This is a genomic window from Bradyrhizobium sp. HKCCYLR20261 (assembly GCF_051168435.1).
Taxonomy (GTDB): domain Bacteria; phylum Pseudomonadota; class Alphaproteobacteria; order Rhizobiales; family Xanthobacteraceae; genus Bradyrhizobium.
On the sequence record NZ_JBNPUZ010000005.1, the window covers coordinates 45,149 to 57,632 of the forward strand.

The 12,484-nt window shown below is 66.4% G+C and carries 12 protein-coding genes; 5 read left to right on the forward strand and 7 right to left on the reverse strand.

Translation table 11 applies throughout. The features are described 5' to 3' along the window. Positions 1-358: 358 nt before the first annotated feature. The 4 genes from ACQR1L_RS12880 to ACQR1L_RS12895 form a co-directional block, all read right to left on the reverse strand. The gene (locus tag ACQR1L_RS12880; RefSeq protein WP_434858337.1) at positions 359-1,474 is read right to left on the reverse strand and encodes an SMP-30/gluconolactonase/LRE family protein; all 1,116 of its coding nucleotides are present in this window, start codon (positions 1,472-1,474) and stop codon (positions 359-361) included. A 128-nt stretch (positions 1,475-1,602) separates the two neighbouring features. Then, positions 1,603-2,517, reverse strand: a complete 915-nt coding sequence (locus tag ACQR1L_RS12885; protein ID WP_434858338.1) for an SDR family oxidoreductase — start codon at positions 2,515-2,517, stop codon at positions 1,603-1,605. A gap of 276 nt (positions 2,518-2,793) precedes the next feature. Beyond that, positions 2,794-3,936, reverse strand: a complete 1,143-nt coding sequence (locus ACQR1L_RS12890) for a thiolase C-terminal domain-containing protein (RefSeq protein ID WP_434858339.1) — start codon at positions 3,934-3,936, stop codon at positions 2,794-2,796. Between the two features lie 4 nt (positions 3,937-3,940). Then, positions 3,941-4,354, reverse strand: coding sequence for a Zn-ribbon domain-containing OB-fold protein (locus tag ACQR1L_RS12895; protein ID WP_434858340.1), 414 nt, complete (start codon positions 4,352-4,354; stop codon positions 3,941-3,943). Between the two features lie 192 nt (positions 4,355-4,546). Here ACQR1L_RS12895 and ACQR1L_RS12900 point away from each other — a divergent pair, with 192 nt between their 5' ends. Continuing rightward, positions 4,547-4,882: an AtuA-related protein gene (locus ACQR1L_RS12900; protein ID WP_434858341.1), complete on the forward strand. Its 336-nt coding sequence runs from the start codon at positions 4,547-4,549 to the stop codon at positions 4,880-4,882. A 6-nt stretch (positions 4,883-4,888) separates the two neighbouring features. Continuing rightward, the gene (locus tag ACQR1L_RS12905; protein ID WP_434858342.1) at positions 4,889-6,241 is read left to right on the forward strand and encodes an amidase; all 1,353 of its coding nucleotides are present in this window, start codon (positions 4,889-4,891) and stop codon (positions 6,239-6,241) included. A gap of 15 nt (positions 6,242-6,256) precedes the next feature. Here ACQR1L_RS12905 and ACQR1L_RS12910 read toward each other — a convergent pair whose 3' ends face one another. Further along, positions 6,257-6,958, reverse strand: a complete 702-nt coding sequence (locus tag ACQR1L_RS12910) for a transglycosylase domain-containing protein (RefSeq protein WP_434858343.1) — start codon at positions 6,956-6,958, stop codon at positions 6,257-6,259. A gap of 287 nt (positions 6,959-7,245) precedes the next feature. Here ACQR1L_RS12910 and ACQR1L_RS12915 point away from each other — a divergent pair, with 287 nt between their 5' ends. The 3 genes from ACQR1L_RS12915 (at position 7,246) to ACQR1L_RS12925 (ending at position 9,949) form a co-directional block, all read left to right on the forward strand. Beyond that, positions 7,246-7,989 carry a 2OG-Fe(II) oxygenase gene (locus ACQR1L_RS12915; RefSeq protein WP_434858344.1) on the forward strand — a complete coding sequence of 248 codons (744 nt, stop codon included), beginning with the start codon at positions 7,246-7,248 and terminating at the stop codon, positions 7,987-7,989. A 5-nt stretch (positions 7,990-7,994) separates the two neighbouring features. Then, positions 7,995-8,648 (forward strand): DNA oxidative demethylase AlkB, encoded by a 654-nt coding sequence (gene alkB, locus ACQR1L_RS12920; protein ID WP_434858345.1) that lies wholly within the window; start codon positions 7,995-7,997, stop codon positions 8,646-8,648. A 74-nt stretch (positions 8,649-8,722) separates the two neighbouring features. Further along, the gene (locus ACQR1L_RS12925) at positions 8,723-9,949 is read left to right on the forward strand and encodes an MFS transporter (protein WP_434858346.1); all 1,227 of its coding nucleotides are present in this window, start codon (positions 8,723-8,725) and stop codon (positions 9,947-9,949) included. Between the two features lie 15 nt (positions 9,950-9,964). On the opposite strand, the gene ACQR1L_RS12930 is transcribed toward ACQR1L_RS12925, so the two are convergent. After that, on the reverse strand, positions 9,965-11,590 hold the full coding sequence (locus tag ACQR1L_RS12930) for a thiamine pyrophosphate-dependent enzyme (protein ID WP_434858347.1): 1,626 nt from the start codon (positions 11,588-11,590) through the stop codon (positions 9,965-9,967). Between the two features lie 18 nt (positions 11,591-11,608). Continuing rightward, positions 11,609-12,478, reverse strand: coding sequence for a fumarylacetoacetate hydrolase family protein (locus tag ACQR1L_RS12935; protein ID WP_434858348.1), 870 nt, complete (start codon positions 12,476-12,478; stop codon positions 11,609-11,611). Positions 12,479-12,484: the final 6 nt, after the last annotated feature.

The window sequence follows — 12,484 nt, forward strand, 5'->3', positions numbered from 1 at the left end:
ACCAGAGCTCGGTCGCCATGAAGCGCGTCCCACGTTACAGCACACTTTCACCCCTCACCCTGAGGAGCGCGCCACTTGGCGCGCGTCTCGAAGGGCGAGGCCCGGTCTGGGCCTCATGGTTCGAGACGCGCCGCCATGCAGACCGTCTCTGATGGCACGATCGGGGCACGGCGCTCCTCACCATGAGGATCTGGTATCCAAGGGGTCCTGCATACCGACCAATGAACACGCCGAGAGGCGTGTTCATTGAACCAACTTCGAAGCCGGCGTGCTCGTGGAGAGAGGCGGCAGATGATCATGTCGGGCGCGCGCTGACGTGAGGCGTACGAGCAGCGCGCGCCGGGGGCAGCAGCCCGACCTAACAGATATGCGCGCCCTGCGTCTCCACATACACCGCATACAGCGACTGGCTCGCCGTCATGAACAGGCGGTTGCGCTTCTTGCCGCCGAAGCAGACGTTGGCGCAGATCTCGGGCAGCTTGATCTGGCCGATGCGCTGGCCATCGGGCGCGAAGATGTGGACGCCGTCATAGCCTTCGCCGACCCAGCCGGCGCCGACCCAGAGGTTGCCGTCGATGTCGACGCGCAGGCCGTCCGGGAAGCCGGACTTGCCGTCGAGCGTCATGTCGATGAATGCCTTGGGGTTGGACAGCTTGTCGCCGTTGATGTCGTATTGCCAGACCACGTTCTTGGCATTCGGATAGTGCGTGATGCCGGTATCGCAGACATAGAGCTTCTTGTAGTCGTGGCTGAAGGCGATGCCGTTCGGCTTGAACGGTTCGTCGGCCACTTTCGTCACCGCGCCGGACTGCGCGTCGACGCGATAGACTGCCTCCTTCTGGAACGGCTGGTTGGAGCCGTTGCGGACGTTCTGGCCTTCGTAGAGGTTGATCGCGCCGTAGCCGGGATCGGTGAACCAGATCGACTTGTCGGCGGGATTGACGACCATGTCGTTCGGGCCGTTAAGCGGCTTGTCGTTGGCCTTCTCGGCGAGCACCGTCACCGTGCCATTGTGCTCGAAGCGGACGAGGCGGGTGCGCTCCGCGGTGATCTGCCGTCCCTCGTAGTCGAATGTGTTGCCGTTCGACTCGTTGGAGGGCTTGCGGAACTGCTGCGAGATGTGGCCGTCATCGTCGAGATAGCGGAGCTGCCGATTGTTGGGGATGTCGCTCCAGACGAGATACTGGCCCTGCGTGTTCCACGCCGGTCCTTCCGCCCACAGGCAGCCGGTGAACAGGCGCTTGATGACGGTGTTGCCGACCTTGGCCTTGAAGCGCTTCTCGTCGATCACGACGATGTCGGGATCGGGATAGCGCTGCGGCTGCGCGCCCGGTCCGTAGTCACGCGCCACGGCGGGCGAGACGGCCGCAGCGGCGGCGGCAAAGCCGGCGACACCCTTGAGGAGCGTGCGCCGGTCGAAGCGATCAGCTTCGGCCGGCACGTCCTTGATGAGATCGTGTCGTGAATTCGTCATGGTTTCCTCCAAACGTTTTTTGTTGGGAGGCGACCATACGACGGAATCGTGGCTTTCCGCGGGTTGTTCGGATAAAAAACAACTTGAGAGTGTTTGCGCTGCGAAGACTATTTTGCGCGCTGCAAATCTCAGATCGGATCCCAGCCGAAGATATCCGCCGAACGATCGAGCTTGTAGAACGACGGCTTCAGCGCGGGCATGCCGTGCTCGGCGATGGTCTGCGGCGTCCAGCCTTCGCCGCGATGCACCGAGCGCAGCGGACGCGACTGACCCATCAGGAAGATCTCGTTCATGCGCACGGCAAAGATCTGGCCGGTGACGTCCTTCGAGGCATCGCCCAGCAGATAGGCGACGACCGGCGCGATCTTCTCCGGCCCCATCCGCTTCATCCGTTCGACGCGCTCCTTCTCGGCCTCGGTCTCCGCCGGAATGGTGCCGATCATGCGGCTCCAGGCGAACGGAGAGACGCAGTTGGAGCGGACGTTGAAGCGGCCCATGTCGAGTGCGATCGACTTCGACAGGCCGACGATGCCGAGCTTGGCGGCGGCGTAGTTGGCCTGACCATAATTGCCGATCAGGCCTGAGGTCGAGGTGAAGTGCACGAAGGAGCCGCTCTCCTGCTCGCGGAACAGCCGCGCCGCGGAGTGCGACACGTAGAACGAGCCCATCAGATGCACCTTGATGACCGCCTCGAAGGCCTCGATGCTCATCTTGTGGAAGATCATGTCGCGCAGGATGCCGGCATTGTTGACGACACCGTCGAGCCTGCCGAAGTGATCGGTGGCGGCCTTCACGATCTTGCTGGCGGGGATCGCCTCGGACACGCTCTCGAAATTCGCGACCGCCGTGCCGCCGGCCTTGCGGATTTCCTCGACCACTTCCTCCGCGGGCGCGGCGCTCGTGCCCGAGCCGTCCGAGGCCACGCCGGGATCGTTGACCACGACCTTGGCGCCTTCGGCTGCGCACAGCAGCGCGATCTCGCGCCCGATGCCGCGGCCGGCGCCGGTGACGATGACGACTTTATCCTGGAGTGATCTGGTCATGGTGGGCTCCTTGGCTTGATGTGAGAATCTGGTTCGTCCGTTGGCCGCGGGTGACCGCATATGAGGATCTGAGTGGTTCGCGACGCTGTCTCTACGTCGTCATGCCCGGGCTTGTCCCGGGCATCCACGTCCGTCCGAGTACGCCGATCGACGTGGATGGCCGGGACAAGCCCGGCCATGACGGCGTGGAGAAAGCCCGCCTCAAATCTGCACCATCACATGCGATCGCCATGGAGGAGGGACGGCAAGAGGGAGAGTGCTTCGGAATGACGGCTGTCACGACCTCTCGTTGGTGAAGATGATCGTGCCGGATGCGGCGAACATGCCGCCGACGCCGTGGCACACGGAAATCTTGGCATTCGGCACCTGCGCCGGCGCGATGCCGCGCATCTGGCGGACGCTCTCCTGCAGCGCGTACATGCCGTACATGCCCGAATGCATGTAGGACAGGCCGCCGCCATTGGTGTTGAGCGGCAGCTTGCCGCCGGGCCGCGTGTGGCCGGCGGCGATGAACGGGCCGGTCTCCTCGTGCGGCATGAAGCCGAGATCGCCAAGGCCGAACAGCGGCAGATGCGCGAACGCGTCGTAGATCATGAGGTGATCGACATCGGCATGATCGATGCCGGCTTCCTTGAAGGCGAGGGGGCCCGCGACCTTAAAGGCGCGCGACGAGGTAAAGGTCTCCATCTGGCTGACCATCGGCGTCTCCACGCTCTCGCCGGTGCCGAGAATGTACACGGGCTTGCGGGGAAAATCGCGGGCGCGATCGGCCGAGGTCAGGATCAGCGCGCCGCCGCCGTCGGTGACGAGGCAGCATTGCAAGAGGCGGAACGGATAGGCGATCATGCGAGAGTTCAGCACGTCCTCGACCGTGATCGGGTCCTTCATCATGGCGCGCGGATTCTTCGCCGCCCACTCGCGCTGCACGACGGCCACCATCGCGAGCTGCTCATGGGTGATGCCGTAGGTCTTCATGTAGCGCAGCACGGGGATCGGAAACATGCTGGGCGGACCGTAGACGCCGAACGGCGCCTCGAACTGGCCTTGCAAACTGTCGGCGGGAATCGAGCGCGGCAGCTTGCCGATCATCGACTTGCCGCTTTCGGCATGGGTGATCAGCACGGTCTTGCACAGCCCGGCCTCGATCGCCGCCGCGGCGTGACGGACGTGCAGCATGAAGGAGCAGCCGCCGACCGAGGTGCCGTCGACCCAGGTCGGGGTGATGCCGAGATAGTGGCACATCTGCTGCGGCGTCTCGACGGCGGTGGCGAAGCCGTCGATGTCCGACAGCTTCAGTCCGGCATCGGCGATCGCGTTCAGCGCCGCATCCGCATGCAGCTGGATCTGCGACATGTTCGGGATGACGCCGAGCTCGGTGGTCTCGGCCGCACCGACAACAGCAACCTGGTTACGACGCATGGCGTTATCCTTTCGCCGGTCGGAACAGGGGTAAAGTGATCTGGTCGTCGAGCGGCTCGAAGGTGACTTCGAGCGGCATGTCGAGCTCCAGCGCCTCCGGCGTCTGCGGGCAGCCGGTGATGTTGCTCATCATCCGCGGACCTTCCTCCAGCGCGACGACGGCGATCGCGTAGGGCGGCGTGAAGCCGGGCGCGGCCGGGCGATGGTTGATGACGTAGCTGTAGAGCGTGCCTTTGCCAGAGGCCTTGAAGATACTGACCTTGCGGCTGGCGCAGGACGGGCAGAACGGCCGCGGCGGAAAGTAGACGTGATCGCAGGCGTCGCAGCGTTGCAGCCGCAATTCGCCGGCGCGTGTGCCGTCCCAGAAATGCTGGGTCTCCGGCGTCGGCTTGGGGCGTGCGCGCATCGGCTCGGCCATCCCGGTGATCCTCCCGTGAGGCGGGCTCCGTCGCCCGCTGCTTTGCTGGTTTGATGCGCCATTTGGCGAGGGGGCGTCAACGGTCCATCGCGCCGCGCATGCGGCTCTCCCGCAGGCGCAGAGGTGTTTTTCGGAGGCAATTGCCGCCCGATGAAAATTGGTCTTTGATGCTGTCACATGATCGGAGGCGAGATGAAGCTGCGTGATATCGCCCATTCCAGGACCGGCGACAAAGGGGACATGTCGAACATCTCGGTCATCGCCTATGATTCGAAGCACTATCCGCTGCTGCTCGCAGAGGTGACGGCGGAGCGGGTCAGGGCGCACTTTGCCGGCATTGTCCAGGGCGATGTGGTCCGCTATGAGCTGCCCAACATCGCGGCGCTGAACTTCGTGATGAGCCGGGCGCTCGGCGGCGGGGTGACGCGCTCGCTGGCGCTGGATGCGCACGGCAAGTCGCTGAGTTCCGCGCTGCTCGATCTCGATATTTCGGCTGATGCCGCTGACCCAAATCTAGACCCAAGTTAGGATGCCATGACCGCTGCCAATCCGACCCTCGCCGCGCTCGCCGATGATCTTGCTGCGGGACGCACCACCTCGCGCAAGCTGGTCGAGGCCTGTCTCGCCCGCATCGCCGATCCGGCCGGAGAAGGGCAGCGCACCTTCATCCATGTCGACAAGGACGCCGCGCTCGCGGCCGCCGACGGCATGGATGCGCTGCGCAAGGCCAATGCGGCGCCGTCGCCTTACGCGGGCATTCCCGTCTCGATCAAGGACCTGTTCGACATCAAGGGCCAGGTGACCCGCGCCGGCTCGCGCGCGCTGGAGGATTCCGCGCCGGCCGATGCCGATGCACCCGCGGTGGCGCGGCTGCGCAAGGCCGGCTTCGTCGTGATCGGCCGCACCAACATGACCGAGTTCGCCTATTCCGGCATCGGCATCAACCCGCATTACGGCACGCCGAAGAGCGCGTGGAAGCGCGAGGTCGGCCACGTGCCCGGCGGCTCGTCGTCGGGCGCCGCGGTCTCCGTCGCCGATCGCATGGCCTATGGCGCGCTCGGCACCGACACCGGCGGCTCCTGCCGCATCCCCGCGGCGTTCAACGGCATCACCGGCTACAAGCCGACGCAGTCGCGCGTGCCGCTCGACGGCGGCGTGCCGCTCTCGACCACGCTCGACAGCTTTGGCCCGCTCGCCAACACGGTGGCGTGTTGCGCGGTGCTCGATTCCGTCTTGGCCGACGAGCCGATCCGTCCGCTGGTTGCGCGTCCGGTGAAGGGGCTGCGGCTCGCGGTGCCGACGACCATCGTGCTCGATGAGCTCGATGCCGAAGTGGCCGCAACGTTCGAGCGCGCGCTGGAAACGCTGTCGCGTCAGGGCGCGCTGATCGAGCGCATCGAATTCCCGGAGTTTCTCGATGTCGGCGTCATCGGCATGAAGGGCGGCTTCGCCGCCGCCGAGAGCTATGCCTGGCACCGCTTCCTGCTGACGGCCAAGGGTGACGTCTATGATCCCCGCGTGTCCGTGCGCATCATGCGCGGCGAGGCGATCACGGTGCCGGACTACATCGAGATGCTCAACGCCCGCCGCTCCCTGGTGACGCGCGCCGCCGCGCGCATCGCGCCCTATGATGCGCTGGTGATGCCGACCACGGCCAACGCGCCGCCCAAGATCGCCGACCTCGCCGACGACGCCGCCTTCGCCCGTGAGAACATCCGCGCCTTGCGCAACTGCACCTTCATCAACATGATCGACGGCTGCGCGATCTCGCTGCCGGCCCATCGCCACGGCGAGGTCCCGGTCGGCCTGATGCTGGCGCAGTCCGGCGGCCACGACCGCAAGCTGCTGGAGATCGCGGCGGGGATCGAGGGCGTGGTGAGGGGGTGAGGCGGCAGCAAGCGATCAGGGATTGCGGGGCGGGGCAGCGATCAAGGACAGTGGTGCCGCCTTGGCGGCGGTCGCCTGTGCCTCGTCGATGAGGCCGGCTGACAGCATTCTGTCGAGGATGTAACTGCGTCGCTCGCTGTCGCGTTCGGAGGGCCTTGGCGTCTGGAAACGCGCGATGAGCAGGGCGACCTCGCCGATATCGAGGTCTGCCAGAGGCTTGCCGAAATGTGCGGCTGCCGCGGCTGCGACACCATAGGCGTTGCGGCCGAGATAGCTGTCGTTCAGGTACGCGTCCAGGATACGCTCGCGCGACAAGGTTCGTTCCAGACGGCCCATGAAGACCGTGCTTCCGATGTGCCAATCCAGGCCGCGGCAACAGTCTGGAGCCAAGGCATGCAGGCAATGGCGGGTGACCGCAAACGTGATCCTCGTATCGGGCCGTCCGTCACCTTTGACAATGGCTGCCGCCATCGCCGGCAGAACGAGATTGGGCCGCGTCTGAAAGTCGGCGCCAGCCGACGCGATGACGGCCTGGCGCAGCAGCAGGGGCATGTCGGCCAGCGCGACGTAGGGCGATCCCGCTTCGAGCGGACAAAGATGGCCGGTGGCAGGAAGCGCTGCGATCTCGGCCTCAGTGGGGACGCCAAGATGATATTTGGCGTACCATATTGCGTAGCCTTCGGCGTAGAGCAGCAGCACGACCGCGAGCGAGAGCACGGCCAGGATCGACTTTCCGAGCAGGATGAGGAAGCGCTGGTTGCGTGGACGGTGCATCGTCAGAGGTTTGGTTCCGCCCGAAGCGTTTCGGTTCATCCGGACGTTCCGGCGCGATGACCCAAAGCGTCCAGGAAACGGGTGGCTGACGCTGGCCCTTCTGTCGCATCCTCGTCATTCCGGGATGCGCGCCCTTGCGCGCAGGCCCGGAATCCATAACCACCATCGTGAGTATGGATTCCGGGCTCGTCGCTGCGCGCCGCCCCGGAATGACAGCTGGGATCAAGTTTATGGCCAGACTCGAGCAGGCAGTGCCCGACCTCAATCCGGCCGTCGCGACCGGGATCGATGCGATCGACTGGACGGTGGCTGAACGCGACCTCGACGCCAGCGGCTGCGCCGTGTTGCCGCAACTGCTCTCGGCCGACGCGTGCCGCACGCTGGCATCGTGGTATCCGGACGACAGCCGTTTCCGCAACCGCGTGATCATGGCGCGGCACGGCTTCGGGCGCGGCGAGTACAAATATTTCAGCTATCCGTTGCCGGAGCCGATCGCGCGGCTGCGGCCGCTTCTCTATGCGCAACTGGTCGGCATCGCCAACCGCTGGAACGCGACGATGGGCATCGCCGTTCGTTACCCCGACGCGCATGCCGATTTTCTCGCCCGCTGCCATGCCGCCGGCCAGACCAGGCCGACGCCGCTGCTGCTTCAATATGACGAAGGCGACTACAATTGCCTGCATCAGGATCTGTATGGCGAGCACGTGTTTCCGCTGCAGGTCGCGATCCTCCTGTCCGAGCCTGGGCGCGATTTCGAGGGCGGCGAGTTCGTGCTGACGGAGCAGCGGCCGCGCATGCAGTCGCGCGCCGAGGTGGTGCCGCTTCGGCAGGGCGATGCCGTGGTGTTTGCGGTCCACAATCGCCCCGTGCAGGGCACGCGCGGCAGCTACCGGGTCAATATGCGCCACGGCGTCAGCCGGCTGCGCGCCGGCCGGCGGCATACGCTGGGGGTGATCTTTCATGATGCGAAGTGAGGCGCATGACGGCTGATCTGTTCGATGGGCTCGATACGCCGGCTTCGGCGCGCGAGCCGCTCGCGCCCGGCGCGATGCTGCTGCGCGGCTTCGCGCGGCCTGATGAGGTCGAGCTGCTTGCCGCGATCGAGGCGATCACAGCGCAGGCGCCGTTCCGCCGCATGATCACGCCGGGCGGCCATCAGATGTCGGTGGCGATGACCAATTGCGGCCCGTTCGGCTGGGTGACGGACCGCAGCGGCTATCGCTATGATGCCGTCGACCCGGAGAGCGGGCAGCCCTGGCCGGCGATGTCGCCGCTGTTGCGTGAGCTTGCCGAGAATGCCGCGAGAGAGGCTGGCTTTCCAGGCTTCGCACCAGATGCCTGCCTCATCAACCGCTATGAGCCCGGCGCAAAAATGTCGCTGCACCAGGATCGCGACGAGCGCGACGTCGGCGCGCCGATCGTGTCGGTGTCGCTCGGCCTGCCCGCCACGTTCCTGTTCGGCGGCCTGAAGCGCACCGACAAGGCGCAGCGTCATCGGCTGGTTCATGGCGACGTCGTCGTGTGGGGCGGGCCGGCGCGGCTCGCCTTTCACGGCGTCGCGCCGCTTGCCGACGGCGAGCACGCCTTGCTCGGCAGCCGGCGCATCAACCTGACGTTTCGCCGCGCGCGGTAATCCCGGCCGCTCTGTGACCTCGCGCATTTTGCAATGCGCGCCCCTCGCTCTATGCTGCGCGCGGGAGAGGGGCCATGACGACTGTCGACCTTGCGGACGAGCGCGCGCCGGCTGCGACGCGGCTCGGAGTTCACCTCGCGCTGCTGCAGCTGGTGTTCAGCCTGCTGTGGACCACCTATGTGATCTATCTGCCGAAGCTCGCGGCGCAGGCCGGCATCGCGCCATCAGCCGTGATCCTGATCCTGATGCTGGACCAGGCGGTGTTCACGCTGTCGGATACGGCGATGGGCATCGCCGCTGATCGCATCGGGCCGCTCGCCAGCCGCTTCGGCGTCTTCATCGGTCTCGTCACGGCGGTATCCAGCGCCGCTTTCGTCGCGCTGCCGTTCGTGGCGGCGACCGCCGGTCCGGCCGTGTTCATCGGACTGATCGTGGTGTGGGCGCTGACGTCGTCGGTGCTGCGGGCGCCGCCTCTCACTCTGCTCGGGCGCTACGCCGCGCGCCCGGCCGTGCCGTTCCTGACGGCGCTGGTGATGCTCGGCTATGGCGTGGCCGGCGCGGTGTCACCTTATCTCGGCGTGATCATGCGCGACTATGACGCCCGGCTGCCGTTCATCATTTCCTCCGTCGTGCTGCTGCTGACCGCGCTCGGCCTCTCACGCGTCGCGAAGGCCGGCGGTCCGGCCGCGGCGCCGGCAGCGGCCAAGGCCGAGCCGAAGCCGCTGCGGGGACTGCCGCTCCTGTTCATCGGCGCGATGGTGATCCTGGCGCTCGCCTATCAGCTGCATTTCAGCATCAACAGCTCGGCGTTCTATCTGCGCTTCGCCAAGCCGGAGGATCTGCCCTGGCTGATGCCGGTGTTCTGGATCGGCTTCAATCTCGTGCTGTTCCCGGCGAGCGTGGTGGTCAAACATCGCGGCGGCCTGATCGTCATGGGCATCGCGGGCCTGCTCGGCGCGATCGCCATCGTGATCGCCGAACTCGCGGGCGCGCTGACGGTGCTGCTCGTGGCGCAGTTCATCGCTGGCGCCGCCTGGGGCTGCATAATGATGAGCGCGATCTCGGCGGCGCTGGCGATCGGGACGACCGGCGCCGAGGGCAAGGTCACGGGGCTGGTGTTCTCGGCGCTGGCGCTGGCCACGTTTGCGCGGATCGCGGTCGTTGCGGGCGGCCTGCAAAAGCTGCCGGACTATGCGCCGCTGGTGCAATGGGCGCCGGTCGCCTGCTGGTTCGTGGCCGGCGCCGGCCTGCTGGTGATGGCCGCCGCCGGATGGCAGGGACGCCACGCGTCCCTGCGGTGAGATCCTCACGCGCCCTCAGAGCTTCGGCGGATGGATGAAGGCCCAGGGTGAGACCTCGCTGTCGCGGGGCACCTCGACGTCGATCAGATACGGCCCGCCATGAGCGAGCGCCTTCTCCAGCGCCGCCTTGAACTGCCCCGGCGCGGTGACGCGGCTCGCGGCAACACCGAACGACTCCGCAAGCTTGACGAAATCCGGATTGACGAGATCGGAGGCGACGACGCGGCCGTCGAAGCGCTCGCGCTGGTCGCGCCGGACATTGCCGTAGGAGTTGTTGTTGAACACCAGGGTGACGACGCCGATGTTGTACTGCACGGCGGTCGCCAGCTCCTGCACGGCGAACATGAAGCCGCCATCGCCGGTGATTGCCACCACCGGCTTATCGGGATGCGCGACCTTGGCGCCGAGCGCGGTCGGGAAGCCGGCACCGAGCGTGCCCTGATAGCCCGAGGTGATGAAGGTGCGTGGCTGGTAGACCGGGAAGCCGTACCAGGAGGCGAAGCCGACCTGCGACAATTCGTCGGTGACGATGGCGTCATGCGGCAACATCTCGCGCAGCACGTTCAGATAGGCCATCTGCGGCTGCACCTTTTGGATCTCCTGTAAGGTGGCCGCGGTCGCTTCGCGAATGGCCGCGCGGCGGCCGGAGGTCTTGCGATAGCCGGCCTTGCTCACAGCAGCCGCCAGCGCCGCCGTCCCGGCCTTGGCATCGGCGACGATGCCGGCATCCACGATCAGGCGCCGCATCTCGGCGGGATCGATGTCGATGCGGATCGACTTCAAGCCGTCCGGCTTGAACGGCCAGCGGAAGGTCGTCGGTAGCTCCATGCGCGTGCCGATGCCGATCATCAGGTCGGTGGTCGGCCACAGCTTGTAGGCCGCGGCCATGGTGAGCCCGAGCTCATGCGCGTTGGAGACGATGCCGCGTCCCGAGCGGAACGCGACGACCGGGGCGTCGATCATCTCGGCCAGTTCGAGGATCTCCTCGCGCGCCTCGATCGCGCCGGAGCCGACGAAGATCATCGGCGCCTTGGCGCCTGCGATCAGCGCGGCCGCCTTGGCGATGCGGTCGGGATCGGGCTGCGGCGGCGTGAACGGCGCGAGCGGCTTCGCGGCGGACGTCTCGGCCTTCTGCGTGAAGACGTCCCACGGCATTTCCAGCGCGGCCGGGCCGCGCCGGCCCGACAGCATCTCCTGGAAGCCGCGCGACACGAGCGTCGGCGCGCTGTCGGGATATTCGATGCGCTCGGCCCATTTCACGAAGGTGCGCAAGGTGGCGAGCTGGTCGGGCATCTCGTGCAGATGGCCACGGCCGCGGCCGAGATAGTCGGTCGGCACCTGGCCGGTCAGGCACAGCACCGGCTCGTTGCAGCCGAAGGCAGTCAGCAGCGCCGCACCGGCATTGAGCACGCCGGGGCCGGGGACGACGCTGAACACGCCGGGCTTGCCGCTGGCGCGGGCATAGCCGAACGCCATGTAGCCGCAGGCCTGCTCGTGGCGCGCGCCGACGACCTTGAGCTGCGCTTGATGAAAGGCGTCGAACAGGCCGTAGACCTGCGCGCCGGGCAGGCCGAACACGGTGTCGACGCCGTGGGCGACGAGCCCGCTGACGATGGCTTCGCCGCCGGTCATGGTGGTCATGCTGAACTTCCGTCTTGATCAGTTTTCGTCGACGACGCCGTTGCGCAAAGCGCCGACGCCTTCGACTTCGATTTCGATGACATCGCCAGGCTTGAGATAGCGCGGCGGATCGAACCGCGCACCGGCGCCGGTCGGCGTCCCCGTCACGATCACGTCACCGGGCTGAAGCGTCGTGAAGGTCGAGATGTAGTTGATGAGGTAGCGGAAGCCGAAGATCAGCCGCGACGTGCGATCGTCCTGCCGCAGTTCGCTGTTGACGCGGGTGGTCAGCCGGACATCGGCGATCTGGCTCTCGCTGGTGTAGGGCACGATCCAGGGCCCGAGGCTGCCGGTGGAGTCGAAATTCTTGCCCTGCGTGACGTTGAACTTGGCGTGTCGCACCCAGTCGCGGATCGTGCCTTCGTTACACAGCGTCAGCGCGGCAATGTGATCCAGCGCCTGGGCCTCCGGGATGTGCCGGCCAGCCTTGCCGATGACCAGCACCAGCTCGCCTTCGTAGTCGAGCTGCGGCGAGGCGCGCGGGCGCACCAATGGCGTCTCATGGCCGACGAAGGAACGCGGCGTCCGCATGAACATCGACGGATACTTCGGCGCGTCCTGGCCGTCCTTGTACTCGGCGTTGCGGTCGGGATAGTTGACGCCGATGCAGATGATCTTCTCCGGCGAGGGGATCGGCGGCAGCCAGGTGATCGCATCGAGGCCGTGATCCGGCGACAGGCCGGCGGCGGTCTCGATCAGCCGGGGCACGGCGCCCGCGGCAATGACTTCGCGCAAGGTCGGATAGTCCTTCGTAAAGCGCGCGGAGAGATCGACGAGACCTTTGTCAGTGACGAGCCCGTAGCGGACCGAACAATTGGCAGAGTAGGTCGCGAGGCGAGGGGAGGTCATGGGCAT

Excerpts from the sequence above, each read along its gene's own strand:
- ACQR1L_RS12880 (WP_434858337.1), bottom strand. The coding sequence starts at position 1,474 with ATGACGAATTCACGACACGATCTCATCAAGGACGTGCCGGCCGAAGCT.
- ACQR1L_RS12885 (WP_434858338.1), bottom strand. The coding sequence starts at position 2,517 with ATGACCAGATCACTCCAGGATAAAGTCGTCATCGTCACCGGCGCCGGC.
- ACQR1L_RS12890 (WP_434858339.1), bottom strand. The coding sequence starts at position 3,936 with ATGCGTCGTAACCAGGTTGCTGTTGTCGGTGCGGCCGAGACCACCGAG.
- ACQR1L_RS12895 (WP_434858340.1), bottom strand. The coding sequence starts at position 4,354 with ATGGCCGAGCCGATGCGCGCACGCCCCAAGCCGACGCCGGAGACCCAG.
- ACQR1L_RS12900 (WP_434858341.1), top strand. The coding sequence starts at position 4,547 with ATGAAGCTGCGTGATATCGCCCATTCCAGGACCGGCGACAAAGGGGAC.
- ACQR1L_RS12905 (WP_434858342.1), top strand. The coding sequence starts at position 4,889 with ATGACCGCTGCCAATCCGACCCTCGCCGCGCTCGCCGATGATCTTGCT.
- ACQR1L_RS12915 (WP_434858344.1), top strand. The coding sequence starts at position 7,246 with ATGGCCAGACTCGAGCAGGCAGTGCCCGACCTCAATCCGGCCGTCGCG.
- alkB (WP_434858345.1), top strand. The coding sequence starts at position 7,995 with ATGACGGCTGATCTGTTCGATGGGCTCGATACGCCGGCTTCGGCGCGC.
- ACQR1L_RS12925 (WP_434858346.1), top strand. The coding sequence starts at position 8,723 with ATGACGACTGTCGACCTTGCGGACGAGCGCGCGCCGGCTGCGACGCGG.
- ACQR1L_RS12930 (WP_434858347.1), bottom strand. The coding sequence starts at position 11,590 with ATGACCACCATGACCGGCGGCGAAGCCATCGTCAGCGGGCTCGTCGCC.
- ACQR1L_RS12935 (WP_434858348.1), bottom strand. The coding sequence starts at position 12,478 with ATGACCTCCCCTCGCCTCGCGACCTACTCTGCCAATTGTTCGGTCCGC.